Annotated in this window: 23 protein-coding genes; 9 read left to right on the top strand and 14 right to left on the bottom strand. The window is 72.2% G+C overall.

Annotation, left to right across the window (positions count from 1 at the left end; all coding sequences use genetic code 11):
• Positions 1-79 precede the first annotated feature (79 nt).
• Complete coding sequence (gene bldG, locus AB0M97_RS19755; protein ID WP_003975386.1) at positions 80-421, bottom strand: anti-sigma factor antagonist BldG; 342 nt, start codon at positions 419-421, stop codon at positions 80-82.
• An 81-nt stretch (positions 422-502) separates the two neighbouring features.
• Here bldG and AB0M97_RS19750 point away from each other — a divergent pair, with 81 nt between their 5' ends.
• Positions 503-3,058 carry a DEAD/DEAH box helicase gene (locus AB0M97_RS19750; protein ID WP_365962183.1) on the top strand — a complete coding sequence of 852 codons (2,556 nt, stop codon included), beginning with the start codon at positions 503-505 and terminating at the stop codon, positions 3,056-3,058.
• A gap of 49 nt (positions 3,059-3,107) precedes the next feature.
• Here the strand turns inward: AB0M97_RS19750 and AB0M97_RS19745 are convergent, their stop codons facing one another.
• The 9 genes from AB0M97_RS19745 to ssd all read right to left on the bottom strand — a co-directional run bounded on the left by AB0M97_RS19745 (position 3,108) and on the right by ssd (position 9,489).
• Complete coding sequence (locus AB0M97_RS19745) at positions 3,108-3,545, bottom strand: hypothetical protein (protein ID WP_365962182.1); 438 nt, start codon at positions 3,543-3,545, stop codon at positions 3,108-3,110.
• Positions 3,542-3,940: a MarR family transcriptional regulator gene (locus AB0M97_RS19740; protein WP_365962181.1), complete on the bottom strand. Its 399-nt coding sequence runs from the start codon at positions 3,938-3,940 to the stop codon at positions 3,542-3,544. Before AB0M97_RS19740 ends, AB0M97_RS19745 begins: the two co-directional genes overlap by 4 nt.
• A 32-nt stretch (positions 3,941-3,972) precedes the next feature.
• Positions 3,973-4,431 carry an Rv3654c family TadE-like protein gene (locus AB0M97_RS19735; protein ID WP_365962251.1) on the bottom strand — a complete coding sequence of 153 codons (459 nt, stop codon included), beginning with the start codon at positions 4,429-4,431 and terminating at the stop codon, positions 3,973-3,975.
• Between the two features lie 29 nt (positions 4,432-4,460).
• Positions 4,461-4,892: a TadE family type IV pilus minor pilin gene (locus AB0M97_RS19730; protein ID WP_365962180.1), complete on the bottom strand. Its 432-nt coding sequence runs from the start codon at positions 4,890-4,892 to the stop codon at positions 4,461-4,463.
• A complete protein-coding gene (locus AB0M97_RS19725) occupies positions 4,879-5,100 on the bottom strand; it encodes a DUF4244 domain-containing protein (protein ID WP_365962250.1) in 222 nt (73 codons plus the stop codon). The genes AB0M97_RS19730 and AB0M97_RS19725 overlap by 14 nt, the downstream gene beginning before the upstream one ends.
• Before the next feature lie 145 nt (positions 5,101-5,245).
• Entirely contained in the window at positions 5,246-6,034 is a 789-nt protein-coding gene (locus tag AB0M97_RS19720; RefSeq protein ID WP_365962179.1) for a type II secretion system F family protein, read from the bottom strand.
• Positions 6,031-6,870, bottom strand: a complete 840-nt coding sequence (locus AB0M97_RS19715) for a type II secretion system F family protein (protein ID WP_365962249.1) — start codon at positions 6,868-6,870, stop codon at positions 6,031-6,033. Before AB0M97_RS19715 ends, AB0M97_RS19720 begins: the two co-directional genes overlap by 4 nt.
• A gap of 29 nt (positions 6,871-6,899) precedes the next feature.
• Positions 6,900-8,081, bottom strand: a complete 1,182-nt coding sequence (locus AB0M97_RS19710; protein WP_365962248.1) for a TadA family conjugal transfer-associated ATPase — start codon at positions 8,079-8,081, stop codon at positions 6,900-6,902.
• Positions 8,082-8,385: 304 nt separating this feature from the next.
• Complete coding sequence (gene ssd / locus AB0M97_RS19705) at positions 8,386-9,489, bottom strand: septum site-determining protein Ssd (RefSeq protein ID WP_365962178.1); 1,104 nt, start codon at positions 9,487-9,489, stop codon at positions 8,386-8,388.
• 592 nt (positions 9,490-10,081) lie between these two features.
• Between ssd and AB0M97_RS19700 the strand changes: the two genes are divergently transcribed.
• Complete coding sequence (locus AB0M97_RS19700) at positions 10,082-10,915, top strand: HAD-IB family hydrolase (RefSeq protein ID WP_365962177.1); 834 nt, start codon at positions 10,082-10,084, stop codon at positions 10,913-10,915.
• Positions 10,916-11,268: 353 nt separating this feature from the next.
• Here AB0M97_RS19700 and AB0M97_RS19695 read toward each other — a convergent pair whose 3' ends face one another.
• Positions 11,269-12,093 carry an oxidoreductase gene (locus AB0M97_RS19695; protein ID WP_365962176.1) on the bottom strand — a complete coding sequence of 275 codons (825 nt, stop codon included), beginning with the start codon at positions 12,091-12,093 and terminating at the stop codon, positions 11,269-11,271.
• Positions 12,094-12,194: 101 nt separating this feature from the next.
• Here AB0M97_RS19695 and AB0M97_RS19690 point away from each other — a divergent pair, with 101 nt between their 5' ends.
• Positions 12,195-13,175 carry an ATP-binding protein gene (locus AB0M97_RS19690; protein ID WP_365962175.1) on the top strand — a complete coding sequence of 327 codons (981 nt, stop codon included), beginning with the start codon at positions 12,195-12,197 and terminating at the stop codon, positions 13,173-13,175.
• Positions 13,176-13,178: 3 nt separating this feature from the next.
• Here the strand turns inward: AB0M97_RS19690 and AB0M97_RS19685 are convergent, their stop codons facing one another.
• A complete protein-coding gene (locus AB0M97_RS19685) occupies positions 13,179-14,450 on the bottom strand; it encodes a hypothetical protein (RefSeq protein WP_365962174.1) in 1,272 nt (423 codons plus the stop codon).
• A gap of 335 nt (positions 14,451-14,785) precedes the next feature.
• On the opposite strand from AB0M97_RS19685, the gene AB0M97_RS19680 reads away from it, so the two are divergent.
• The 6 genes from AB0M97_RS19680 (at position 14,786) to AB0M97_RS19655 (ending at position 23,523) form a co-directional block, all read left to right on the top strand.
• Positions 14,786-17,206 (top strand): SulP family inorganic anion transporter, encoded by a 2,421-nt coding sequence (locus AB0M97_RS19680; protein WP_365962173.1) that lies wholly within the window; start codon positions 14,786-14,788, stop codon positions 17,204-17,206.
• Between the two features lie 750 nt (positions 17,207-17,956).
• Entirely contained in the window at positions 17,957-19,912 is a 1,956-nt protein-coding gene (acs, locus tag AB0M97_RS19675) for an acetate--CoA ligase (RefSeq protein ID WP_365962172.1), read from the top strand.
• Positions 19,913-20,102: 190 nt separating this feature from the next.
• Complete coding sequence (gene nhaA, locus AB0M97_RS19670; protein ID WP_365962171.1) at positions 20,103-21,584, top strand: Na+/H+ antiporter NhaA; 1,482 nt, start codon at positions 20,103-20,105, stop codon at positions 21,582-21,584.
• A gap of 152 nt (positions 21,585-21,736) precedes the next feature.
• Complete coding sequence (locus AB0M97_RS19665; protein WP_365962170.1) at positions 21,737-22,222, top strand: phage holin family protein; 486 nt, start codon at positions 21,737-21,739, stop codon at positions 22,220-22,222.
• On the top strand, positions 22,219-23,169 hold the full coding sequence (locus AB0M97_RS19660) for an alpha/beta hydrolase (protein WP_365962169.1): 951 nt from the start codon (positions 22,219-22,221) through the stop codon (positions 23,167-23,169). Before AB0M97_RS19665 ends, AB0M97_RS19660 begins: the two co-directional genes overlap by 4 nt.
• Positions 23,170-23,343: 174 nt before the next feature.
• Complete coding sequence (locus AB0M97_RS19655) at positions 23,344-23,523, top strand: hypothetical protein (RefSeq protein WP_365962168.1); 180 nt, start codon at positions 23,344-23,346, stop codon at positions 23,521-23,523.
• A gap of 81 nt (positions 23,524-23,604) precedes the next feature.
• On the opposite strand, the gene AB0M97_RS19650 is transcribed toward AB0M97_RS19655, so the two are convergent.
• Together AB0M97_RS19650 and AB0M97_RS19645 are read right to left on the bottom strand one after the other, a co-directional pair.
• Entirely contained in the window at positions 23,605-24,804 is a 1,200-nt protein-coding gene (locus tag AB0M97_RS19650) for a MarP family serine protease (RefSeq protein WP_365962167.1), read from the bottom strand.
• A gap of 13 nt (positions 24,805-24,817) precedes the next feature.
• Positions 24,818-25,513: a CoA pyrophosphatase gene (locus AB0M97_RS19645; protein WP_365962166.1), complete on the bottom strand. Its 696-nt coding sequence runs from the start codon at positions 25,511-25,513 to the stop codon at positions 24,818-24,820.
• Between the last annotated feature and the right edge of the window lie 40 nt (positions 25,514-25,553).

Here is a 25,553-nt window from a genome sequence, read left to right as displayed (position 1 = left end):
GTCGGAGGACCGGGCCGTCGACGGCCCGCCCCCTTCGGTCGAATCGGGCGCCCCGGGCGCGTGGCCCGGGGCGGAGTGGTCAGTCGGTGGCCGCCACCGCTTCCTCGACCGAGGTGTGGATCGGGAACACCTTGGTGAGGCCGGTAATGCGGAAGATCTTGAGAATGCGCTCCTGGTTGCAGACCAGGCGCAACGAGCCCTCGTGGGCACGCACACGCTTGAGACCGCCGACCAGCACGCCGAGCCCGGTGGAGTCGAGGAAGTCCACGCCCTCCATGTCGACGACGAGGTGGAAACTCCCGTCGTTCACCAGCTCGACCAGCTGCTCGCGCAGCTTGGGCGCGGTATATACGTCGATTTCGCCACCGACCTCGACGACCGTACGATCGCCGACGGTACGGGTCGACAGGGACAGGTCCACGGATCCTCCAGCACCTTGCTATCGAGCGGTCGCCCCTCGGGCACCTCTGCTTGAAGCCCCCGGGACGGTTCGCCAGCCGCGATGGCATTCAATCACTTACCGGCAGGCGTGCACGACGCCTTGACTCCATTGTCCGTCACGCCAGTGACACACTCGGAGCCGATGGCCAAGAATCACCGATCCGATCGCCCCACGACGGACCCCGTCTCCCGCCTGCATCCGGGCACGGTTCTGGACCGGCTCGCCGCCGGGCCGAGCCGTGCTTCGCGCATCACTCATACGGAGCACTTGCCCCCGCGCGAGGGGCGCCATGCCGTCTGGCCGGACCGGATCCGGCCCGAGGTCGTCGCCGCCGTGCAGGCAGCGGGCATCGAGCACCCGTGGGAGCACCAGGCCCGCGCGGCCGAGCACGCCCTGGACGGCGAGTCGGTGGTCGTCGCCACCGGCACCGCCTCGGGCAAGTCCCTGGCGTATCTCGTGCCGGTCCTGTCCAGCCTCCTGGACGGCGCCGAGGCCCCGAACGGCCGTGGCGCCACCGCCCTGTACCTGGCCCCGACCAAGGCACTTGCGGCGGACCAGTGCCGATCGGTGAAGGAACTTTCACACCGTCTCGGCCATTCCGCGCGCGCCGCCGTGTACGACGGCGACACGCCCGTCGAGGAACGCGAGTGGATCCGCCAGTACGCCAACTACGTCCTGACCAACCCGGACATGCTGCACCGCGGCATATTGCCCTCCCATCCCCGCTGGGCCTCCTTCCTGAAGGCGCTGAAGTACGTCGTCGTCGACGAGTGCCACACCTACCGCGGCGTCTTCGGCTCGCACGTCGCCCAGGTGCTGCGCCGACTGCGCCGGCTCTGCGCCCGCTACGGCTCCTGCCCCGTCTTCCTGCTGGCCTCCGCGACGGCCGCCGAACCCTCGGTCGCCGCCCGGCGCCTGACCGGCCTGCCGGTGGTCGAAGTCGCCGACGACGCCTCACCGCGCGGCGAACTGGTGTTCGCCCTGTGGGAGCCCCCGCTCACCGACCTGCACGGCGAGAAGGGCGCCCCCGTCCGCCGCACCGCCACCGCCGAGGCCGCCGACCTGCTGACCGACCTCACCGTGCAGGGCATTCGCTCGGTCACCTTCGTCCGCTCCCGGCGCGGCGCCGAGCTGATCTCCGTCATCGCCCAGGAACGCCTCGCCGAGGTCGACCGCTCCCTCGCCCGGCGTGTCGCGGCCTACCGCGGCGGCTACCTCCCCGAGGAGCGCCGCGCCCTGGAACGCGCCATCCACTCCGGGGAACTCCTCGGCCTGGCCGCGACCAACGCCCTGGAACTCGGCGTGGACATCTCCGGCCTGGACGCCGTGGTCATCGCCGGCTACCCGGGCACCCGCGCCTCCCTGTGGCAGCAGGCGGGCCGGGCCGGACGCTCCGGGCAGGGCGCCCTCGCCGTGCTGGTCGCCCGCGACGACCCCCTGGACACGTTCCTCGTGCACCACCCCGAGGCCCTGTTCGAGCAGCCCGTGGAGTCCACCGTCCTCGACCCCGACAACCCGTACGTGCTGGCCCCGCACCTGTGCGCCGCCGCCGCGGAGCTGCCGCTGACCGACGACGACCTGGAACTGTTCGGCCCCGCCTGCGACGAACTGCTCCCCCAGCTGGAGGCCGCGAGACTGCTGCGCCGCCGCACCAGGGCCTGGCACTGGACCCGCCGCGAGCGGGCCGCCGACCTCACCGACATCCGCGGCGAGGGCGGCCGGCCGGTCCAGGTCGTCGAGGCCAGGACGGGCCGATTGCTGGGCACGGTGGACGAGGGCGCCGCGCACGCGACCGTCCACGAGGGCGCGGTCCACCTCCACCAGGGCCGCACCTACCTGGTGCGCTCGCTCGACCTGGAGGACTCCGTCGCCCTGGTCGAACAGGCCGCTCCGCCCTATTCGACGGTCGCCCGCGACACGACGGCGATCTCCGTCCTGGAGACCGACATCGAGGTCCCCTGGGGCGACGGGCGCCTGTGCTACGGCTCCGTCGAGGTCACCAACCAAGTGGTCTCCTTCCTGCGCCGACGTCTGATCACGGGTGAGGTGCTGGGCGAGACCAAGCTCGATCTGCCGCCCCGCACGCTGCGCACCCGCGCCGTGTGGTGGACGGTCACCGAGGACCAGCTCGACGCCGCCCGGATCACCCCCGAGATCCTCGGCGGCGCCCTGCACGCCGCCGAGCACGCGTCGATCGGCATGCTGCCCCTCTTCGCGACCTGCGACCGCTGGGACATCGGCGGCGTGTCCGTGCCGCTCCACCCCGACACCCTCCTGCCGACGGTCTTCGTCTACGACGGCCACCCCGGCGGCGCGGGGTTCGCCGAGCGTGCCTTCCACACCGCCCGCGAGTGGCTCACCGCCACCCGCCAGGCCATCGCCTCCTGCGAGTGCGACGCCGGCTGCCCGTCCTGCATCCAGTCCCCCAAGTGCGGCAACGGCAACGACCCTCTGCACAAGCGGGGAGCGGTGCGGCTGCTCACGGTGCTGTTGCGGGGGGCGGAGGGCGCGGTGGCGGCCGGGGGTGGGGCGGCCAAGCCGGAGGGTCGGCCGGCTCCGGAGGGTGGGGTGGCGGAGCCGCAGAGGCCGAAGGCTCCCGGGGGTTCAGCGCGGTAGGCGCCGGTGTCGGCAGTGGGCCCGTCGCAGCCGGCCCGGGGCAGGCCTGTCAGTGGTTGGCCTCCTGCCAGGGGAACGGGGCGAGGTCAGGCGGGACCCAGCCGGTCCGAGCGGGCGTGCTCGCCAGTGTCGCGGGGCGGTAGAAGCGGGTGAGCAGGCGCTTGTCGAGCAGGGATGGGTGGTGCTCGGTGAAGGCGGCAAAGGTCTCGGCGTCGTCTTCGGCCATGTGATGCCCCACGAGTTCCACCCAGGCCCGGCTTATGGTCGCGTGGTACTTCTGGGGTGCTCCCTCATAGCGCGCGGTGCGCTGAATGCCTTCGCTGACCAGGCTGACTGCCGCGGGAACGCCGTACTTCCGCACCGCCATCCAGGTCAGATGGATGTGCTGCCGGTGGCCGAAGTACTCGGCGGACGCCATCGCCTCGGCCATCAGGTCGTCGAAGGCGGCAATCCTGTCCTCGTCGGGCTGGGATCTAATCCGGGTCATGGGGACACCTCCGTCAGCGCCCGCAGAACCGCGTGGAATCCGGCGACTGCCTCGGGGGGAAGCTCACCGATCGCGCGGTGCTCCAGGTCGGTCAGGGTCTTGTGAATCGTGTCGGCAGTCAGGCGGCCGGTGGGGGTCAGTTCGATGAGTACGGAACGCCGGTCACCGGCACGGGTGCCACGAGTGATGTGACCGCGCCGCTCCAGCCGGTCCAGCACGCTGGTCAGCGTGGTCGGCCGGGTGCCTGCGGCCGCACCCAGTTCAGAGACTGTGCGGGGGCGGCCGTCGGCGAGGTTGGCCAGAGCGTTGATCTCGGAAGCGGTCAGGTCGAGGTCGACGAGTTCCGCGGCGAGCACTTGCAGGGTGGCGTGGGTGGCCCGCTGCAGCTCGAGCACGGCCGACCCGTCAGGTGATACGTATTCGGGATTCAAGATTTCGGACTATACGATTTCGTAGTAGTGGCGGCAAGGGGCGGGCTCGGGCTTCTGTCCGCGCCGGCCGCAGATCCCGCATGCACCGCAGAACCCGTATGCACCGCAGAATCCGCCGGCCCCGCAGGTCCGGCTCTGGCGCGGGCCCGGGCCGTGAAGGGTCCCAGTCTCGCCGTCGCCGTGACGTCCGAGATCTCGCCCGTCACCGCGCACCGTGCGAGCCGCGTGCCCTGGGCTCGGGCCACCCGGTCCGCCCGGGCGCACGCTGCCGCCGCGCCCTGCGTCCAGTGGTCCGCCGCCGCGAGCGCCGCGAGATCGGCCCCGCCGGCCGCACGATGCCGGACCACGACGACCTGCCCCAGCGCGAGCACGACACCGAACACCACACACAGCACGCCGATCGCGCCGACGCTCCAGACGGTCGCGGAACCTCGATCGGAGAAGCGGGCCTTCATGTGCCGGCCTCCGTCGAGGAGTCGCGCGCTCATGTTCCGGCCTCCGCTGTTTCCCCGGCCCTCGCTGTTTCTCGGACCTCCGCTGTTTCCCGGGCCCCCGCCGGATTCCCGGCGCCTACGCTCTCCTCCGCGTCCGCCACCGCCTCCGCCCGCAGGTCGAACGGCAGCGGCGTCCTCGCCACGACCACCACCCGGACCTGGCTGTCCTCCCGGCTGATCGTGACCGTCGCACCGCGGGGTGCGATGCCGCGGACCACCTCCTCGACCTGGTCCGCGGAATCCTGCCGGGCCGCCGCCCGCGCGCCCGACCGTGCCGCGTCCACGCACTGGATCTGCACGAGTATCGCGATGAGCCCTCCCACCAGCAGCGCGGTGACCATCACCAGCACGGGCAGTGCCAAGGCCGCTTCCGCCGTCACGAACCCGCCGTCCGAGTCCCGTCGCCTCTCACATCCGCGCATTGAGCGCCTGCTTCACGATGTCCTGCAGTTCAGCGGTGACCGGCCCGCTCGTCACCACCTTGTAGAGCACCACCGCGAACGCCACGGCCGCGACGATCCCCATCGCGTACTCGGAGGTGACCATTCCGCCGTCCCTCCCCGCGCTTCGCCGCGCCGTACGCATCCCGCACACCAGGGCACGCAGCCGTGCCCGCATCGCCTGAAACATCACAACCCCCGTGAATTGGAATTGCTCACTTTGTTGGTCTGGTTTGGTCTTGCTGTCGCCGCAGCTGTCAGCTGTGGCCTGTCGGGTGTCGACTGCCGATTGCCGACTGCCCGTGCCGACTCCCATCGCCCTATGTGGCCCGGCATCACCCCCCACCCCCACCCAGCACCCCGTCGGCGAGCCCGATGACCACGGGCAGGATGCCCACCGTGACGAACGCGGGCAGGAAGCAGAGCCCCACGGGTGCCGTGACCATGACGGCCGCCCGCCTGGCGCGTGCCGTCGCCGTGCGTGCCCAGTCGGCGCGGGCCTCGGCGGCCACCCGGGCGACCGGTCCGGCGGCCGGGAGGCCGGACACGTCGGCCCGTTCCACCAGCCTCGCCAGTGGTCCGGCGCCCGGCACGGCGGCCAGTCTCCGCCACGCGTCACCCGGTTCACCGCCGAGCCGGACCTCGGCCGCCCCGCGTGCCAGTCCGTCCCCCACGGGGCCGCCGAGCGCCTCTCCGACGGCCTGCGCGGCGATCACAGGCCCGGCTCCCGCCGCGATGCAGGCCGCCAGCAGGTCCGCGGCGAGCGGCAGTTGCCGGGCCGCCTCGGCAGCATCGCGTTCCGTCGCCGCCGTACCGGCCGCCTCCTGCCGAAGCCGCCACCGCCACAACCCGCCCGCGACGACCGACCCCACGGCGACACCCGCGACCCCGCCGATCAGCAGCCATCCGGCACACACCGCCCCCACGAGAGGCATCCCGCGCCGCGCGGCCTCCCGCACCGGCAGCCGCCGTTCGGTGCGGCCGGCGCCGGGGGCCGGCAGCACCGCCAGGCGCCGCCGCATGCGCTGCTCGCTCCGCATCGCCGCCAGCCGACGCGCGACCCATGCGACAGCCAGCGCCGTCCCCACAGCCACCCCCAGCCTGTGGACAACTTCCGCGCTCATGCCGCCTCCGCTCCCCGGACGATCCGCATCGCCCACCAAAGGCCCAGTCCTTCCAGCGCCCCGCCCACGACCAGGCATCCGAGTCCCGCGCCGGTGTGCAGCAGCACGTGCAGTGGATCGGTACCGAGCGCGGTGCCGAGCAGCAGGCCCAGGACGGGCAGTCCGGCGAGCATCACGGCCGTCGCGCGGGCACCTGCCAACTGGGCGCGCAGGTCCGCGCGTTGGTCCCGTTCGGCGCGCAGTGCCGCCTCCAGCCGGTCGAGTCCGGCGGCCAGCCCCGCGCCCTGGTCCACGGCCACCCGCCAGCACGCGGCCAGTCCCAGCAGCCCGTCGGCGCCCGGTTGCCGCGCCGCCGTGGCAAGCGCTCCGGGTACGTCACCGCCGAACCGCGCCGCTGCCAGCACCGTCGCCTGCCCGTCCCCGAGCCCACCGGAATCGCGGGCGGCGCACAGCAGTGCCTCACCCGGCTGCCGCCCGGCCCGTACCTCACCGGCGAGCGCACCGCACAGCGCGATCACCGCGTCGGCCCGGCGCTCCCGCTCCCGGCGTGCCTGCGCGGCCAGCCGCAGCCGCCGCACCACGGGCACCCCGGCCGCCCCCGCGGCGACCGGCAGCACCGACGACCCCAGCAGCCCGAGAACCAGCCCGGCCACCACCGCCCACCACTCGGCGCGCAACCGCCTGCGGAGCCCTCGCACCCGATCGGCCAGCTCCCGCCAGCCCGGTGGTCCGGTGTCCACGACGCCGCCCCCGGCCGGCATCAGCCAAACCCGCCGTGTTCCCGGGTGCCATCCGCCCGCCAACCACAGCGCGGCCGCCGCACATGCCACCGCCATGCTCGTCGTCGCCCCGGCCGTCCCCGTCGTCACTCCCGTCCCCTTTCGCAACTGTCGCTCTCCAGCAGCCCCCTGAGCCGCTCCCAGCCCCGCTCGTACGCGAAGGCCTCCGTGCCCCACCGCAGTGCCGGCACCGTCCTCACGAGCCCTGACGGGTCCCGCTCCAGCACATGCACCTCGGCGATCCGCCGCCGCCCGGCGCGGTCCCGCACGAGATGGAGCACGACCGACAGGGCGGCGGCCAACTGGCTGTGCAGGGCGGCCCGGTCAAGCCCCGCTGCCGTGCCGAGCGCCTCCAGGCGGGCGGGCACATCGGCGGCGGCGTTGGCGTGGACCGTGCCGCACCCGCCTTCATGACCTGTGTTCAGGGCGGCCAGGAGATCGACGACCTCGGGGCCGCGCACCTCGCCCACCACCAACCGGTCCGGCCGCATCCGCAGTGCCTGCCGCACCAGGTCCTCGAGCGTGACCAGCCCCGCGCCCTCCTGGTTGGCGGGTCTGGCCTCGAGCCGCACGACGTGGGGATGGTCGGGACGCAGCTCCGCCGAGTCCTCGGCGAGCACGATCCGCTCACCCGGCCCGACCAGCCCCAGCAGCGCGCTGAGCAGCGTCGTCTTGCCCGTGCCGGTGCCGCCGCTGATGAGGAACGACAGCCGGGCATCCAGCAGGGCCCGCAGCACGCGGTCCCCGCCGGGCGGCACCGTGCCCGCCGCGACGAGTTCGCCGAGCGTGAAGGCGCGCGGCCGTACGACCCGCAGCGACAGGCACGTGCAACCCACGGCCACCGGCGGCAGCACCGCGTGCAGCCGGGTTCCGTCCGGCAACCTGGCGTCGACCCACGGCCGCGCGTCGTCCAGTCGGCGTCCGGCCACGGCGGCCAGGCGCTGCGCGAGCCGTCGTACGGCCGCCGCGTCCGGGAACGCGACGGAGGTCAGCTCCAGGCCACCACCCCGGTCCACCCACACCCGGTCGGGCGCCGACACCAGCACGTCGGTGACGCGCGGGTCGGTCAGCAGAGGCTCCAACGGCCCGCTGCCGACCAGCTCGGACCGCAACTGCTCCGCCGCCCCGAGGACTTCGGCGTCCCCGAGCACCCGCCCCTGCTCCCGCAGCGCCTGCGCCACCCGCGCGGGCGTCGGCTCGGCCCCGCTCTCGGCGAGCCGCCGCCGAACTCCGTCGAGCAGCCCGACAGAGATCCCGGCGCCTCCCACAAGCTCGACGGAAGCCACGCGAGTCCCGCCCCTCACAAGCCCGTCAGCCCCGACGCTCCCGCTCGGCCACCTCGGCCCACCCGGCCCACCCGGCCCGTCCGGCCCACCTGCCCCACTTGGCCGACCCTCCGCCCTCGACCCATCACCACCGCCGTTCCCGCCGAACCCGCCGACCGCCACGAACCCACCGGCACCACCACTCACCCCACGCACCCCCTTCACCTCGCCAGTCCTGCCGACCCACGGAAACCCACTGGGCCCAAACCCCGGCACCACCCGCCCCGTCGCCACCTCACCCCCGCCCTCACGCCGCCCCCGCCTCAATCAGCGCCCGCTCCCAGAACTGACCGCAGAACCGCGCGAGCGGACCCCGGGCCGCCGCTCCCGGCGGGCGTCGGCTGCCCTGCGGGCGCAGCAGCCCGGGCTCGACGGGTACTTCGCCTGCCAGCGGCAGGCCGAGCAGCCGGGCCACCTCGCGGTCGTCGAGCCCCGGCGCGTACGGGCCCCGTACCGCCACCCGCAGATCGCGCAGGACCATGCCGACGGCGGAGGCCACCCGCCCGGCCGCCGCGACGGCGCGCAGCTCGGCGGGGACCACGAGGAGCCCGACGTCGAGCTGGGCGAGGACCTCGGCGACCCCGTCGTCGACGCGGCGGGGCAGGTCGACGACGACCGTGCCTCCCCTGCGCCGGGCCGCGGCGAGCACCGCCCGCACGGCCTGCGGCGGGACGGCCACGCAGTCGCCGCGGTCCCAGCTGAGGACCCGCAGCGAGTGCAGTTCGGGCAGCGACTCCTCCAGGGCGCCGCCGCCGACCCGTCCGCGGGAGGCGGCGAACGCCGGCCAGCGCAGCCCTTCGGCCGTCTCGCCGCCGAGCAGGACGTCCAGCCCGCCGCCGAGCGGGTCGGCGTCCACGAGCAGGGTGCGCAGTCCCTCACGCGCGGAGGTGACGGCGAGGGCGCACGCGAGCGTGGAGGCCCCGGCGCCGCCCCGGCCGCCGATCACGCCGACGGTGACGGCGGGCCGGCCGACGCCTTCGGCGACGTCGGCGATGCGGTCGACCAGCCACTGCTCTCCGTCGGGCAGCATCAGGACGTGGTCGGCGCCGATCTCGACGGCGCGGCGCCAGACCCCGGGGTCGTCCTGGTCGTGGCCGACCAGCACGACTCCTCGTCTGCGGGCGGCTCCGCGTACGCGCCGGGCGGCGTCGTCGCCGACCAGGACGAGCGGCGCGGCCTCCCAGCCGCCGCCGCGCTCCGGCACCCCGTGATGGACCTCGGGTGTGGCGCCGGCCGCCGCGCACAGGCGCAGCAGGTCGTCGAGGAGCGCGGCGTCCTCGGTGATGATCAGTGGTCCGCCCGGTCGCCCTCCCGCGGGCGGCGGCGGATCGTGTGTGACGGCTCCGGACATGAACAAGCTCCCCCTGTCGCGGCGTCTCGCGCCTCTCGCGGGGCCCGTCCGGCCCCGCGTTTCCCAAACGTGCGGAGAACCGGCAACCGGCTCTCGTTATGAACGGCCGACGGAAACCGGCCATACGCGCCCGACAAACAGATCCCGGCCATGAACTCGCCACGAGCGGGCCGCGCTGGAATCACGATGCGGGGATCCCGGAAATCGTGTGGATCTTGGTCGATAACTGTGGACAACTCGGCGCCTGTGAATATCGCCGTCACCCATACCGGTGACCTCTGCACTGCCCGGTGTGCGACATCCACAGAGCAGCGCCGCGACTACACAGCGTGATGGATCATCGGTGTGCCGAGAATCGGGGCCGATCGCCCCGGACGCGGCGCGGCCGCCGCACGGCAATCAGGAAAACCCACCCGGACATGCGACGACCCCCGCCGGGGGGGAGAGCGGGGGTCGTCTCCACGGCCGACTCGGGGGGGGAGGAGTCGGACCGGGTTAGCACGGTCGCGAACGATCCGTGACTTCCATGGTGTACCCGAGAGGCCTCTCAGGCAAACCCACGCGCCCACCTTACGCCGAATGGGCTGCGCCTATGCTCAAGGTTGTGGAAAACCACTCCTTGCCCCGCACAGCGGCCTTCTTTGACCTGGACAAGACGGTCATTGCGAAGTCGAGCACGCTCACCTTCAGCAAGTCGTTCTACCAGGGCGGCCTGATCAGCCGCAGGGCCGCCTTGCGTACCGCCTATGCCCAGTTCGTCTTCCTCGCCGGCGGCGCCGACCACGACCAGATGGAGCGGATGCGCGAGTACCTGTCCGCGATGTGCCGCGGCTGGAACGTCCAGCAGGTCAAGGAGATCGTCGCCGAGACCCTCCACGACCTGATCGACCCGATCATCTACGACGAGGCCGCCTCCCTCATCGAGCGGCACCACGCGGCCGGCCGGGACGTCGTGATCGTGTCGACGTCCGGCGCCGAGGTGGTCGAGCCGATCGGCGAGCTGCTCGGCGCCGACCGGGTGGTGGCGACCCGCATGGTGGTGGGCGCCGACGGCTGCTTCACCGGGGAGGTGGAGTACTACGCGTACGGCCCGACGAAGGCCGAGGCGGTCCGGGAGCTGGCCCTCTCCGAGGGCTACGACCTGGAGCGCTGCTACGCCTACAGCGACTCGGCGACGGACCTGCCGATGCTGCAGGCCGTGGGGTATCCGCACGCCGTGAACCCGGACCGTGCGCTGCGCCGTGAGGCCGTCGCGCGCGGCTGGCCCATTCTCGACTTCCACCGGCCGGTGCGGCTCAAGCAGCGGCTCCCCGCTTTCTCCGTGCCGCCCCGTCCCGCGCTCGTCGCGGCGGCCGCCATAGGTGCGGCGGCGGCCACGGCCGGTCTCGTCTGGTACGCGAGCCGGCGGCGGTCGGCGGTCGCCTGACCCGCCGCACTCAAGGGAGCCCGTTTCCTGCCCATTTGAAGGTAAAAGTAAAGAAGTGGGGCCACGGGTTCCGCTTCCCCCGGATCGGGGGTACAAAGGAGTCAACGGCCCGCGAGACCAGGGACATCCGAGAGGATCACCTGCACTACGCAACTGGCCCACGGACCGAGCATGAACACCGGGCACCCACGCGACGTCGACCCGTCGATTACGGGCCAGCCGCACCAGGTGGCGGGCAAAGTTCCCGACCTGATGGGCACATATCGAGGACGCCTGGTAACCCGGTGCTCATGCCAGCGGCGGTACGAGAACTCGTACCGCCGCACCTCTGTCCGAACCCCGTGCGAGAGCCGTTACGCCGCCCCGCGCTGGAGCGCCTCGCACACCGCGGTCGACTCGCGCGCGCCGAGCTGAACCGCCTTGCCGCAGTGGGCGATCCAGGCGGCCACACCCTGAGGAGTGCCGGAGACATAGCCGTCCAGCGCTTCCAGATAGGCCTCGCGGCCCAGTTCGGCGTAGCCCACCTCGGCCGGGCACACCGACTTCGGGTCCAGGCCGCTGCCGACCAGGACGACACGCTCCGCGGCGCGCGCGACCAGGCCGTTGTGGGAGACGAAGGGCCGCAGCGCGAGGAGTTCGCCGTGCACCACGGCGGCCGTCACCAGCGCCGGCGCCGAACCGCCCGCGATGATCAGCTCCGCCAGGCCCTCCAGACGCCCGGAGACCTCCGTGGCGGCCGGCAGCGGCAACGTGACGAGCGGCTCGTCGACCGGCTCGCCCTCCTGGCGGGGCCGCCCGACCTGGTCGGCGTTGTCGGCCGCCGCCACCAGGTGCAGCCGGGCCAGGACGCGCAGCGGTGACTGCCGCCAGACGGACAGCAGTTGGCCCGCCTCGGCGGTCAGCCGCAGCGCCGCGCCCATCACGCGCGCCTCGTCGTCACCGCTGAAGTCCGTGCGCCTGCGCACCTCCTCCAGGGCCCAGTCCGCGCCGGACAGCGCGGCGGTCCCGCGCGCGCCGCGCAGTGCGGCCTCCGAGGTGATCTCGTTGCTGCGCCGCCGCATGATCCGGTGCCCGTAGACCCGGTCCACGGCCTTGCGCACGGACTCCACGGAATCGGCCACGCCGGGCAGCGAGCCCAGGGCCGCGAGCGGATCGGCGTTCGCGCCTGTCGTACTCATGCGTACGACCCTACGCACCCGGCGCCCACACCCCACGAAGGAGTGGTCTTCTTCACGTCCGTTTGCCACATACAGCCATCGGATGACTACCCTTGGTGAACATGAAAATTGCTTTCGTCGGGAAGGGCGGCAGCGGCAAGACGACCCTGTCCTCCCTGTTCATCCGGCATCTCGCGGCCACCGGAGCACCGGCCGTCGCGATCGACGCCGACATCAACCAGCACCTGGGCGCCGCGCTCGGCCTCGACGAGGCGGAGGCGGCAGCACTGCCCGCGATGGGCGAGCACCTGCCGTTGATCAAGGACTACCTGCGCGGTTCCAACCCGCGCATCGCCTCGGCAGCCACGATGATCAAAACGACGCCGCCCGGCGAGGGCTCCCGGCTGCTGCGGGTCCGCGAGGACAACCCGGTCTACGACGCCTGTGCCCGGCCGGTGGAACTCGACGGCGGCACCGTCCGTTTGATGGTCACGGGCCCCTTCACGGATGCCGACCTGGGGGTCGCCTGCTACCACTCCAAGACGGGAGCGGTGGAGCTGTGCCTGAACCACCTGGTGGACGGCCCCGACGAGTACGTCGTGGTCGACATGACGGCCGGTTCGGACTCCTTCGCCTCCGGCATGTTCACCCGCTTCGACATGACGTTCCTCGTCGCCGAGCCGACCCGGAAGGGGGTCTCCGTCTATCGCCAGTACAAGGAGTACGCCCGTGACTTCGGCGTCGCCCTGAAAGTCGTCGGCAACAAGGTGCAGGGCCCGGACGACCTCGACTTCCTGCGCGCCGAGGTCGGCGACGACCTGCTCGTGACGGTCGGCCACTCCAACTGGGTGCGCGCCATGGAGAAGGGCAGGCCGCCCCGGTTCGAGTTGCTGGAGGACGCCAACCGCCGGGCCCTGCACACCCTGCGGTCGGCCGCCGACGCGACGTATGAGCTGCGGGACTGGGAGCGCTACACGCGGCAGATGGTGCACTTCCATCTGAAGAACGCCCAGTCGTGGGGCAACGAGCGCACGGGGGCCGACCTGGCGGCGCAGGTCGACCCCGGGTTCGTGCTCAGCGAGCGGGTCGCGGCGACGGCCTGACGGTCACCGCTTCGCCGCCGGCGCCCCGGGCACACCCTTGGGCGCCGGGGCGGGCCCGCCCGCCATGAAGGCCGGCCAGCCTTCCTTCGGGGCCTCGCCGACGGGCAGGCTGCGCAGCTTGTCCAGCGTGTTCGGGTCCTGGGCGTCCAGCCAGTCCGCGAGCTGCCGGAAGGAGACACACCGCACCTCGGCCTTGGTGCACACGTGCTCGACGACTTCCTGGACGGCCCGCATGTAGGTGCCGCCGTTCCAGGACTCGAAGTGATTGCCGATGATCAGCGGCGCGCGGTTGCCGTCGTAGGCCCGGTAGAAGCCCTTGAGGAGGCTGTCGCGCATCTCGTCGCCCCAGATGCGGTGCTTTGCGGGGTCGCCCTGCGTCGTGCCCGACTGGTTGACCATGTAGTTGTAGTCCATGGTCAGCTGCTCGAAGGAGCGGCCGGGGAAGGGCACGAGCTGCATCGACAGGTCCCACAGGCCCTCCTTCTTCCGGGGCCAGAGCTGGTTGTTGACGCCGCTGGTGTCGTAGCGGAAGCCCAGTTCGCGGGCGGCCTGCATGAAATTCTCCTGCCCCTCCAGGCAGGGGGTGCGGGCGCCGATGAGTTCCTTTTCGTAGTCGAAGGGCAGCGGGGCCGCGTCCGTCAGGCCGGTGTTGGACTTCCAGGTCTTCACGAACTGCTTGGCCTGGGCGATCTCGTCCTTCCAGTCCTGCACCGACCACTCCCCGACGCCACCGCCACGGCCGCAGAAGTGACCGTTGAAGTGGGTGCCGATCTCATTGCCCTCCAGCCACGCCAGGCGCAGCTGCTTGACGGTGTCGGCGATGCCGCGCACGTCGTTGAATCCGATGTCGGAGCGGCCCGGGGAGTGCTGCGGCGGCCGGTACTGGGTGCGCTTGTCCTCCGGCAGCAGGTACACACCGCTCAGGAAGTACGTCATGGTGGCGTTGTTGGCCTTGGCGACCTTGCGGAAGTGGGAGAACAGCCGCTGACTGTCCTCGCCCGCGCCGTCCCAGGAGAACACGACGAACTGCGGCGGCTTCTGCCCGGGCCTGAGGCGCTCGGGGCGGGACAGGTGCGGCTGCGCCCCGGTGTACGCGGTGGAGCCGTCGCCGATCAGCCGGACGACGCTCTTGGGCGCCGGGGCGGCCGGGTTCACCTTCTGCGGGGCGGGTTTGCCCCGCAGGGAGTCGCCGGTGACGATCCCGCAGCCGGCGAGCGACGCGGCGCAGACCGCGGCGACCACGGTGCCCGCGGCGATCCTGTGGGTGGCGGCCAATCCGCCCACCTTCTTCCTTCTCTCGGGCCAACGCTGGTGAGGGCGATGTCGGGTGCTGTGCCGAGGGGGCGGACAGCGCCGTCAACGTCGCACGGAGGAAGAGAAGGAATAAGTACGACAAGCCGATCAAAAAGCTTGCTTCACTCTCCGGAGTGATCCTTTCGCCCATTTGCCCGGAATATCCATGCTTTGCCTTTACTCTCCATTACGATCTGTTTACCGAGCGTTGATTCATCCCGCCGCTGCACGCCGTGACCCACGGCCGCAACCGACCCCCGCCACCGAGCGGGGACCACCAGTTCTGCGACCGCGCCGCCCCGGAGGAGACGGGAAACATGTCCGCCTGCACCCCCACCCGCGCCGACTCGACGCCGCCGAAGCGCGACCACCGCCCCCAGAGCCCGCCACCGGCCCCGCGCCGCCGATTCCGCATCGCGGGCGCCGACGTGTCCGCCTCGATCACGGTCTTCCTGATCGCACTGCCCCTGTCCCTGGGCATCGCCCTCGCCACCGGCGCACCCCTTCAGGCCGGCCTCGTCGCCGCGGCCGTCGGCGGCATCGTCGTCGGACGGATCGGCGGCTCGCCCCTCCAGGTCAGCGGTCCCGCCGCCGGACTCACCGTCGTCACCGCCGAGCTGATCCAGCGCTACGGCTGGCGGACGACGTGCGCCATCACCGTCCTCGCCGGCTTCGCCCAACTCGGCCTCGGCTGCCTGCGCGTGGCGCGCGGTGCGCTCGCCGTCAGCCCCGCCATCGTGCACGGCATGCTCGCCGGCATCGGCGTCACCATCGCCGTCGCCCAGCTGCACATCGTCCTCGGCGGCACCCCGCAGAGCGCCGTGCTGGACAACCTGCGGGGGCTGCCCGCCCAGTTGGCCGACGTGCGCCCCGCCTCACTCGCGGTCAGCGCGCTGACCCTGGCGCTGCTGCTGCTGTGGCCGCGCCTGCCCGGCCGGACGGGACGTCTGCTGCGCTCCGTGCCCGCCGCGCTCGTCGCCGTCACCGGGGCCACCGGCGCCGCGGCACTCGCCGGCGTGGGCCTGCCCGAGGTGGAGCTGCCGTCCTGGCGCAGTCACGCACTCGCCGGGCTTCCCGAGGGGCCGGTGCTCGGCCTGGTCGCCGCCGTCCTGACCATCACGCTGGTGTGCAGCGTGCAGTCGCTGCTCGGCGCGGTCGCCGTGGACAAGCTGGTGGCCGCCCGGACCGGCCCGGCCGCCCACGTCGGACGCTCGGACCTGGACCGCGAACTGCTCGGGCAGGGCGCCGCCAACATCGTCTCCGGCACCCTCGGCGGACTGCCCGTGGCGGGCGTCGCCGTGCGCAGTACCGCGAATGTGAACGCGGGTGCCGTGAGCCGGAACTCCACGATCCTGCACGGTGTTCTCGTAGTAGCCGCCGCACTGCTGATGGTCCCGGTCCTGGAGTTCATCCCGCTCGCCTCACTGGCCGCCCTGGTGATGGCCATCGGCATCCAGATGGTGTCCCTGCACCACATCCGCACGGTGACCCGCCACCGCGAGGTGCTCGTCTACGTCGTGACCACCCTCGGCGTGGTGTTCCTCAACGTCCTCCAGGGCGTCGCGCTGGGGATCGCCGTCGCCGTCGGTGTCGCCCTGCACCGCCTCACCCGCACCCGCATCACACACGACGAGCAGGAAGGAGTCCATCACGTTCACGTACGGGGCCAGTTGACGTTCCTCGCGGTTCCGCGGCTCAGCCGCATCCTGCATCGCGTACCCCAAGGCGCCGACACGGTCGTGGAGATGGACGGATCGTTCATGGACCACGCGGCGTACGAGACGCTGCAGGACTGGCAGAAGACGCACACCGCGCGGGGTGGCACCGTCAGGATCACCAGTCGCCGCGCCGGGGTCCGGATCGCCGAACCCGCCACCTTCGCGGCCCTCGCCGCCAACAGCGGAACCGACAGCTCCCAGGACTTCACGGCCGACACAACCCCAGCCGTCTCCACCGACGCCGACTGCCGCTGCCGGCCCTGGACCGCCTGGCGCAACCACCAGTGCGGGCGCCCGCAGCCCGCCCCGTCCCACGGCGGGCACCCCGAGGGGACCGGCCGGTTCCCGTCGAGCGGGCACGACCTGGCCCGTGGCATCAGCGCGTTCCAGTGCCACACCGCTCCGCTGGTGCGCGACGAGCTGGCCCGGCTCGCCCGCGAGGGCCAGCGGCCGTCCCACCTCTTCCTGACCTGCTCCGATTCACGGCTGGTCACCTCGATGATCACCTCCAGTGGTCCGGGCGACCTGTTCGTGGTCCGCAACGTCGGCAACCTCGTGCCGCCGCCCGGCGAGGAGAGCGGGGACGACTCGGTGGCGGCCGCGATCGAGTACGCGGTGGACGTGCTGCAGGTGCGGTCCATCACGGTGTGCGGGCACTCCGGATGCGGCGCCATGCAGGCGCTGCTCAGCTCCGAGCCCGGCGGCGCCCGCACGCCGCTGAAGCGCTGGCTCCGGCACGGACGACCCAGCCTGGAGCGGCTGGCCGGCGATGCCGCGGACCGGCCCCGGCTGGCCGGGCTGGAGCCCGCCGACACGGTGGAGCGGCTCTGCCTGGCCAACGTGGTCCAGCAGCTGGAGCACCTGCGCTCCCACGAGTCGGTGGCCCGGGCCCTGCGGGAGGGTGCGCTGCAGCTGCACGGGATGTACTTCCACGTGGGTGAGGCGCAGGCCTACCTGCTCACGGGGACCGACGGGAGCGAGGTGTTCGACCGGGTCCGGGCGGCGGAGCTGTCGGTCTGACGGGGGGGTGGCGACAGCGGAGGGGGCGTGGCGCCGGGCCGGGGACGGAGACGCCCGGACCGGACCCGGCCGGGGGGGGAGGGGCGAAGGGATCCGGCACCGACCTGGGACGCATGCCCCCTGCGCCGGACCACGAACGAGGGCGCGCGACACCGGCAGGCGGCGTACCCCCACCCGGTCAGTCCGCATGTGAGAGCCAGGCGGCCGAACACGAGCCGACCGCTCCGGACATGAGCCGACTCACCCGCAGGTGAGCCGACCCATCCGGACGTGGGCCAACCCATCCGGACGTGAGCCGACCGTTCCGGACAGGAGCCAGCCGATCCAGACGTGAGCCGACCGATCCGGAGGCCGGTCGGCCCACCCGGAGGCCGGTCCCTCCACCCGCAGGCCGGTCCGCCCACCCGCAGGCCGGTCCGCCCACCCGGAGGCGGTCGGCTCGCCCGGGTGTGAGAGGGATAACAGCGCTGAACCCTCCCGTCGCACCGCCCGTGGGAACCGGTGAGCCACAGCCGCCCACCCGATGCCCGCCCCACCGCAAGCCGTCAGCCACCCGCACCACGGAACCGTCCGAGCCGCCCGAGCCCTCGGAGCCGCAGGGCCCGCACGCGCCCGAGCAGCCCGGACGCCCCGCCAAGCGACCCTCCACACAGGTCTACACCAATTCCCCGTCGACCCTTGTCACCGGACCCTCGGGTCTGATGAGCTGTGGCCTGGGACACAACGGACACCCTTCGAAAGGGAGATGTCGTGAGCAACGAAAGCCTGGCCAACCTGCTCAAGGAAGAACGCAGGTTCGCGCCGCCCGCCGACCTGGCCGCCAACGCCAACGTCACGGCAGAGGCGTACGAACAGGCCAAGGCTGACAGGCTCGGCTTCTGGGCCGAGCAGGCCCGCCGGCTGACCTGGGCCAAGGAGCCGACCGAGACCCTGGACTGGTCGAACCCGCCGTTCGCCAAGTGGTTCAAGGACGGCACGCTCAACGTCGCGTACAACTGCGTCGACCGGCATGTGGAGGCCGGGCACGGCGACCGGGTCGCCATCCACTTCGAGGGCGAGCCCGGCGACAGCCGCGCCATCACCTACGCCGAGCTCAAGGACGAGGTCTCCAAGGCCGCCAACGCCCTGCTGGAACTGGGCGTGCAGAAGGGCGACCGGGTCGCGATCTACATGCCGATGATCCCCGAGACGGCCGTCGCGATGCTGGCCTGCGCCCGCATCGGCGCCGCGCACTCGGTGGTCTTCGGCGGCTTCTCCGCGGACGCGCTCGCGACCCGTATCCAGGACGCCGACGCCAAGGTCGTCATCACGTCGGACGGCGGCTGGCGGCGCGGCAAGCCGTCCGCGCTCAAGCCCGCCGTGGACGAGGCGGTCGAGCGCGCCGGCAACGTCGAGCACGTGCTCGTCGTCCGCCGCACCGGCCAGGACGTCGCCTGGAACGACTCGCGGGACAAGTGGTGGCACGAGCTGGTGGACGGGCAGTCCGCCGAGCACACGCCGGAGGCGTTCGAGGCGGAGCACCCGCTGTTCATCCTCTACACCTCGGGCACCACGGGTAAGCCGAAGGGCATCCTGCACACCTCCGGCGGCTACCTCACCCAGGCGTCGTACACGCACTGGGCGGTCTTCGACCTCAAGCCCGAGACCGACGTGTACTGGTGCACCGCCGACGTCGGCTGGGTCACGGGCCACTCCTACATCGTGTACGGGCCGCTGGCCAACGGCGCGACGCAGGTCATGTACGAGGGCACGCCGGACACCCCGCACCAGGGCCGCTTCTGGGAGATCGTCCAGAAGTACGGCGTCACGATCCTGTACACGGCGCCGACGGCGATCCGGACGTTCATGAAGTGGGGCGACGACATCCCCGCGAAGTTCGACCTGAGCAGCCTGCGGGTGCTGGGCTCGGTGGGCGAGCCGATCAACCCCGAGGCGTGGATCTGGTACCGCAAGCACATCGGCGGCGACCGGACGCCCATCGTGGACACGTGGTGGCAGACGGAGACCGGCGCGATGATGATCTCGCCGCTGCCGGGCGTGACGGAGGCCAAGCCCGGTTCCGCCCAGCGTCCGCTGCCCGGCATCGCCGCGACCGTCGTGGACGACGAGGCGAACGAGGTGCCCAACGGCGGCGGTGGTTACCTGGTGCTCACCGAGCCGTGGCCGTCGATGCTGCGCACCATCTGGGGCGACGACCAGCGGTTCCTGGACACGTACTGGTCGCGTTTCGAGGGCAGGTACTTCGCCGGTGACGGCGCGAAGAAGGACGAGGACGGCGACATCTGGCTGCTGGGCCGGGTCGACGACGTCATGCTCGTGTCGGGCCACAACATCTCGACCACCGAGGTCGAGTCGGCGCTGGTCTCCCACCCGTCGGTGGCCGAGGCGGCCGTGGTGGGCGCCGCGGACGAGACGACCGGTCAGGCGATCGTCGCCTTCGTCATCCTGCGGGGCTCCGCGGCGGAGACCGACACCCTGGTCGCCGACCTGCGCAACCACGTCGGTGCCGCGCTCGGGCCCATCGCCAAGCCCAAGCGGATCCTGCCGGTGGCGGAGCTGCCGAAGACCCGCTCCGGCAAGATCATGCGCCGTCTGCTGCGGGACGTCGCCGAGAACCGGCAGCTCGGTGACGTCACGACGCTCACGGACTCCACGGTCATGGACCTCATCCAGGCGAAGCTCCCCGCCGCGCCGAGCGAGGACTGACCGGCGGCTGATCGAGCAGCCGAGGCCGTCCGACTGAACGGCCGAGCGAGGGGCACCCGGCGCGTCCAGCGCCCGGTGCCCCTCTGCGTGCGTGAGGACCGCGCCCGGTCTGACGTCGTGCTTTCCGCGCACGTTAGGTAAACTAAACAAAAAGACAGCAACCCAAGGTGCGCCGGGAAGTCTGGTCGGCATGCGCTCCACACTGCCCACCGACCGGAGGTCTCCCGTGCCCGCGCCCAGCACCACCAGTAACACCAGCACCCGCAAGGCGTTCGGACGCCTCTCGCTGCCCGAGCGCACATTCGTGACGGACGCGCTGCGCGCCGAGACCGTCGGCGGTGTCCTACTGCTCCTCGCGGCCATCACCGCGCTGGTCTGGGCGAACGTACCGGCGCTGCGCGACAGCTACGAAAGCGTCAGCCACTACCACCTCGGCCCGGCGTCCCTCGGCCTGGACCTGTCCATCGCCCACTGGGCCGCCGACGGGCTGCTGGCGATCTTCTTCTTCGTCGCGGGCATCGAGCTCAAGCGCGAACTCGTCGCCGGCGACCTCAAGGACCCGAAGGCGGCCGTGCTGCCGGTCGTGGCGGCGCTGTGCGGCATGGCCGTACCGGCCCTGGTCTACGTCCTGACCAGCACCGCGGGCGGCGGCTCCCTGGCGGGCTGGGCCGTGCCCACCGCCACCGACATCGCCTTCGCACTCGCCGTGCTCGCCGTGATCGGGACGTCCCTGCCGAGCGCGCTGCGGGCCTTCCTGCTCACCCTCGCGGTCGTGGACGACCTGTTCGCGATCCTCATCATCGCGGTCTTCTTCACCGAGAGCATCGACTTCGCCGCGCTCGGCGGCGCCGTCGTCGCCCTCGCGGTGTTCTGGCTGCTGCTGCGCAAGGGCGTGCGCGGCTGGTACGTGTACGTGCCGCTGGCGCTGGTCGTCTGGGGGCTGATGTACAACAGCGGCGTGCACGCCACCATCGCGGGCGTCACGATGGGTCTCATGCTCCGCTGCCACCGGCGCGAGGGCGAGAAGCACTCCCCCGGCGAGCACATCGAGCACCTCGTGCGCCCCCTGTCGGCGGGGCTGGCGGTGCCGCTGTTCGCGCTGTTCAGCGCGGGTGTGTCGGTGTCCGGCGGCGCCCTCGGCGACGTATTCACCAAGCCGGAGACCCTGGGCGTCGTGCTCGGTCTGGTCGTCGGTAAGACCATCGGCATATTCGGTGGCACCTGGCTGACGGCACGTTTCACCAGGGCCTCGCTCAGCGACGAACTGGAGTGGGCCGACGTCTTCGCGGTGGCGACGCTCGCCGGCATCGGATTCACCGTCTCGCTGCTCATCGGCGAGCTCGCTTTCGAGGGCGACGCGGTCCTCACGGACGAGGTCAAGGCCGCGGTACTGGCGGGCTCCGTGATCGCGGCCGTCCTGGCGTCGGTGCTGCTGAAGGTGCGCAACGCCAAGTACCGCAGGCTGTGCGAGGCCGAGGAACGCGACGACGACCTCGACGGCATCCCGGACATCTACGAGGAGGACCAGCCGGAGTACCACCTCCGGATGGCCGCCATCCACGAGCGCAAGGCCGAGGAGCACCGCCGGATCGCCGACGAGAAGACCGCCGAGCGCCGCAGGCTTGCCGAAGTGGCGAGCGGGGCAAGCGCAGACGGGGACCGTCCGGCATGATCTGACGAGACGGTACAAAGGACGGAACCATGGAGTCGGACGCACGCGGCCGGGCCACGGTCCGTCAGACTCACGTCGGACCGCAGACCGAACCGCACGCACGAGCACGCACCAGACGGACACGTACGAGCACGCACAAGAGGGAGACCGCGATGAGCGCACCAGACGGCAGCCCGGTCGGCGCCGAACGCAGCATCGGCCAGCTGTTCGCCACGGCGACGACCGAGTTGTCGGCGCTGGTGCACGACGAGATCGCGCTGGCGAAGGCGCAGCTCAAGCAGGACGTGAAGCGGGGCGCGACGAGCGGCGGCGCGTTCACCGCGGCGGGCCTGCTCCTGCTGTTCTCCCTGCCGATGCTGAACTTCGCCCTGGCGTACGGCATCCGGACCTGGAGCGACTGGAACCTCGCCCTGTGCTTCCTGCTGTCCTTCGCGGCGAACGTCCTCGTCGCGGCCGCCCTCGCGCTGATCGGTGTCGTGTTCGCGAAGAAGGCGAAGAAGGGTCGCGGACCGCAGAAGGTCGCCGCGTCCATGAAGGAGTCGGCGGGTGTGCTGCAGAACGCCAAGCCGCACCCGCGTCCGGCCCTCGAGGACCGGACTCCCCCGGCCGTCGAGGCTGTGGCACGCTCGTCCTCATGACGGACCCCGGCATCCCTTCGGCGCAACCCGCCTCACTCGTACGGCTCGACCTGCCCGACGGCCACCGGGTGACCCACCGGGACGTCGCCGCCAACGGCGCGCGGTTCCACACCGCGGAACTGGGCGACGGGCCGCTCGTGCTGCTCGTGCACGGCTTCCCGCAGTTCTGGTGGACCTGGCGGCACCAGCTGGTCGCCCTGGCCGACGCCGGCTACCGGGCCGTCGCCATGGACCTCAGGGGCGTCGGCGGCAGCGACCGCACCCCGCGCGGCTACGACCCGGCCAACCTCGCCCTCGACATCACCGGCGTGATCCGCTCCCTCGGCGAGCCGGACGCCGCGCTCGTCGGCCACGACCTGGGCGGCTACCTGGCGTGGACGGCCGCCGCGATGCGCCCGAAGCTCGTACGGCGGCTCGCCGTCACGTCCATGCCGCACCCCCGGCGCTGGCGCTCGTCGATGCTCAGGGACGCCCGGCAGACCGCCGCGGGCTCCTACATCTGGGGCTTCCAGCGGCCCTGGGTCCCGGAGCGGCAGCTCACCGCGGACGACAGCGCGCTCGTCGCCCGGCTGATCCGGGACTGGTCCGGCCCGCGCCCGCTGGACGAGGAGGCGCTGGAGACGTACCGCCGCGCCATGTGCATCCCCTCGACCGCGCACTGCTCGATCGAGCCCTTCCGGTGGATGGTGCGGTCGCTGGCCCGCCCGGACGGCATCCAGTTCAACCGCCGCATGAAGCGGCCCGTCCAGGTGCCCACGCTGCATCTGCACGGCTCGCTCGACCCGGTGGTCCGGACCCGCAGCGCGGCCGGTTCCGGCGAGTACGTCGAAGCGCCGTACCGCTGGCGGCTGTTCGACGGGCTGGGTCATTTCCCGCACGAGGAGGACCCGGTGGCGTTCTCCACGGAACTCGTCAACTGGCTGAAGGACCCCGAGCCCGACCGCTGAGGCCGGTGACCCGCCGCCCGGCGGGTCGGGACGACCCCGCTCGGTGACCGCCCCCGTGCGTCCGGTATCCGGACGGGAACTGGTGTCCTACGAACGGCCACTTGCCCGGCGCATAGGCCAACTGGCGGCGCTCGGGGCGGTTATCGACCATCAGGTGGGGGCAGACGTCCCGGTATGGGCTGGACGCACGACTACAGTGACGCAGCACGCAATCGCCGCTCGGGCAGCGCCCTGAGCTTTCCCCAACGAGGCACCCCGCAGATGTCGGGCACCGGCCTCCGAGTGGGCATTCCGCACATCCTGCGTCGCCGGGCCCGCTGGGTCTCGGTACGCCTGCGCCACCCCCGCGGCTGACCCCGCGGCACGCGCCGCCCGCTGCCCTCCCGCGAGCACCTGCGTGAGGGCAGCGGGTGGCGACGACCCGGCCACGACGGACTACAGCGCGCAGCTGTCGCTGTCGACCTGCTGGTTCGCGGAGCGTCCCTTGGCGATGTCGTCCCGGATCTCGTCCGTGGTGAGCGCGTAGCCCGTGTCGGCGTCGTCCAGGGACTTCGCGAAGACCACGCCGTAGACCTTGCCGTCGGGTGTGAGCAGCGGGCCGCCGGAGTTGCCCTGGCGGACCGTCGCGTACAGCGAGTACACGTCACGGCGGACGGTGCCGCGGTGGTAGATGTCCGGGCCGTTGGCCGTGATGCGCCCGCGCACGCGCGCGGACCGCACGTCGTACGCCCCGTTCTCCGGGAAGCCGGCGACGATCGCGCTGTCGCCGCTGCCGGCGTCCTCGGTGGTGAACCGCAGCGCGGGCGCCTTCAGGCCGGGCACGTCGAGTACGGCGATGTCACGCCGCCAGTCGTAGAGGACGACCGTCGCGTCGTACTTGCGGCCCTCGCCGCCTATCTGGACGGTGGGCTCGTCGACGCCGCCCACGACGTGCGCGTTCGTCATGATGCGGCGGTCGGCGAAGACGAAGCCGGTGCCCTCCAGGACCTTGCCGCAGCTCTGCGCGGTGCCCGTGACCTTGACGATGGAGCGCTGGGCGCGGATGGCGACCGCGCTGTTGGCAAGGGCCGGGTCCGGGGGCTGCACCTCGTTGATCGGCTCGTTGGCGAACGGGCTGAAGACCTGCGGGAAGCCGTTCTGCGCGAGGACGGAGGAGAAGTCCGCGAACCAGGTGTCGGCCTGGGCGGGCAGCGCCCGCGAGACGCCGAGCAGCACCTTGGAGTTGCGGACCTCCTTGCCGACCGTCGGCAGCGTGGTGCCCGCCAGGGCGGAGCCGATCAGCCAGGCCACCAGCAGCATCGCCACGACGTTGACCAGCGCGCCGCCGGTCGCGTCCAGCGCGCGGGCCGGGGACCAGGTGATGTACCGGCGCAGCTTGTTGCCCAGATGGGTCGTCAGGGCCTGCCCGACCGAGGCGCACACGATGACGACGACGACCGCGACGACGGCGGCGGTCGTACTGACCTCGGCCTTGTCCGTCAGCGCGTCCCAGATGACGGGCAGCGCGTAGACCGCGACGAGGCCGCCGCCCAGGAACCCGATCACCGACAGGATGCCGACGACGAAGCCCTGGCGGTAGCCGACGATCGCGAACCACACGGCGGCGACCAGCAACAGGATGTCCAGCACGTTCACGAAGGCCACCCTGTCATGACCGCCAGTCGAGCGGGACCTGCTTCTCCCGGTCCCAGGGCCGCTCCCAGCCCGCGAAGTGCAGCAATCGGTCGATGATCCCGGCGGTGAAGCCCCACACGAGGGCCGATTCGACCAGGAATGCCGGACCCCGGTGTCCGCTGGGGTGCACGGCCGTCGCACGGTTGGCGGGGTCCGTGAGATCCGCCACGGGGACCGTGAAGACCCTGGCCGTCTCGTTGGGGTCGACGACGCCGACCGGGCTCGGCTCGCGCCACCAGCCCAGCACGGATGTGACGACGAAGCCGCTCACCGGGATGTAGAGCGGGGGGAGGGCCCCGAACAGCTGGACGCCGGCCGGATCGAGGCCGGTCTCCTCCTCGGCCTCGCGCAGGGCGGCCCGCAGCGGGCCGTCGCCCTGCGGGTCGCCGTCCTCCGGGTCGAGGGCGCCACCGGGGAACGACGGCTGGCCGGCGTGGGAGCGCAGCGAGCTGGCGCGCTCCATCAGCAGCAGCTCGGGACCGCGCTCGCCCGCGCCGAAGAGGATCAGCACGGCGGCATGCCGTCCGCCGCCGTCCTCGGGCGGCAGGAAGCGGCTGAGCTGCCCGGGCTGCACCGACTCCACGGCCCGCACCACCGGGTCGAGCCAGGCCGGCAGGCCCTCCGTGCTGAGCGTCACAGGGCCGCCCTGCGTGTGGCTCGCGCGCGTCATCGACACCCCCCTCGTCCTGCCCCCTCCAACGCCCGGCGGC

This window comes from Streptomyces sp. NPDC051207, from assembly GCF_040682395.1.
GTDB lineage: Bacteria > Actinomycetota > Actinomycetes > Streptomycetales > Streptomycetaceae > Streptomyces.
The sequence above is the reverse complement of the archived record's forward strand: the minus strand, read 5'-3'. Positions and strand labels throughout refer to the sequence as shown.

What these genes read in the sequence shown, in the direction of transcription:
- AB0M97_RS19750 (WP_365962183.1), top strand. Translation starts at nt 503, where the DNA reads ATGGCATTCAATCACTTACCGGCAGGCGTGCACGACGCCTTGACTCCA.
- AB0M97_RS19745 (WP_365962182.1), bottom strand. Translation starts at nt 3,545, where the DNA reads ATGACCCGGATTAGATCCCAGCCCGACGAGGACAGGATTGCCGCCTTC.
- AB0M97_RS19735 (WP_365962251.1), bottom strand. Translation starts at nt 4,431, where the DNA reads ATGAAGGCCCGCTTCTCCGATCGAGGTTCCGCGACCGTCTGGAGCGTC.
- AB0M97_RS19730 (WP_365962180.1), bottom strand. Translation starts at nt 4,892, where the DNA reads ATGCGCGGATGTGAGAGGCGACGGGACTCGGACGGCGGGTTCGTGACG.
- AB0M97_RS19725 (WP_365962250.1), bottom strand. Translation starts at nt 5,100, where the DNA reads ATGTTTCAGGCGATGCGGGCACGGCTGCGTGCCCTGGTGTGCGGGATG.
- AB0M97_RS19720 (WP_365962179.1), bottom strand. Translation starts at nt 6,034, where the DNA reads ATGAGCGCGGAAGTTGTCCACAGGCTGGGGGTGGCTGTGGGGACGGCG.
- AB0M97_RS19715 (WP_365962249.1), bottom strand. Translation starts at nt 6,870, where the DNA reads ATGGCGGTGGCATGTGCGGCGGCCGCGCTGTGGTTGGCGGGCGGATGG.
- ssd (WP_365962178.1), bottom strand. Translation starts at nt 9,489, where the DNA reads ATGTCCGGAGCCGTCACACACGATCCGCCGCCGCCCGCGGGAGGGCGA.
- AB0M97_RS19700 (WP_365962177.1), top strand. Translation starts at nt 10,082, where the DNA reads ATGCTCAAGGTTGTGGAAAACCACTCCTTGCCCCGCACAGCGGCCTTC.
- AB0M97_RS19695 (WP_365962176.1), bottom strand. Translation starts at nt 12,093, where the DNA reads ATGAGTACGACAGGCGCGAACGCCGATCCGCTCGCGGCCCTGGGCTCG.
- AB0M97_RS19690 (WP_365962175.1), top strand. Translation starts at nt 12,195, where the DNA reads ATGAAAATTGCTTTCGTCGGGAAGGGCGGCAGCGGCAAGACGACCCTG.
- AB0M97_RS19680 (WP_365962173.1), top strand. Translation starts at nt 14,786, where the DNA reads ATGTCCGCCTGCACCCCCACCCGCGCCGACTCGACGCCGCCGAAGCGC.
- nhaA (WP_365962171.1), top strand. Translation starts at nt 20,103, where the DNA reads ATGCGCTCCACACTGCCCACCGACCGGAGGTCTCCCGTGCCCGCGCCC.
- AB0M97_RS19665 (WP_365962170.1), top strand. Translation starts at nt 21,737, where the DNA reads ATGAGCGCACCAGACGGCAGCCCGGTCGGCGCCGAACGCAGCATCGGC.
- AB0M97_RS19660 (WP_365962169.1), top strand. Translation starts at nt 22,219, where the DNA reads ATGACGGACCCCGGCATCCCTTCGGCGCAACCCGCCTCACTCGTACGG.
- AB0M97_RS19655 (WP_365962168.1), top strand. Translation starts at nt 23,344, where the DNA reads ATGGGCTGGACGCACGACTACAGTGACGCAGCACGCAATCGCCGCTCG.
- AB0M97_RS19645 (WP_365962166.1), bottom strand. Translation starts at nt 25,513, where the DNA reads ATGACGCGCGCGAGCCACACGCAGGGCGGCCCTGTGACGCTCAGCACG.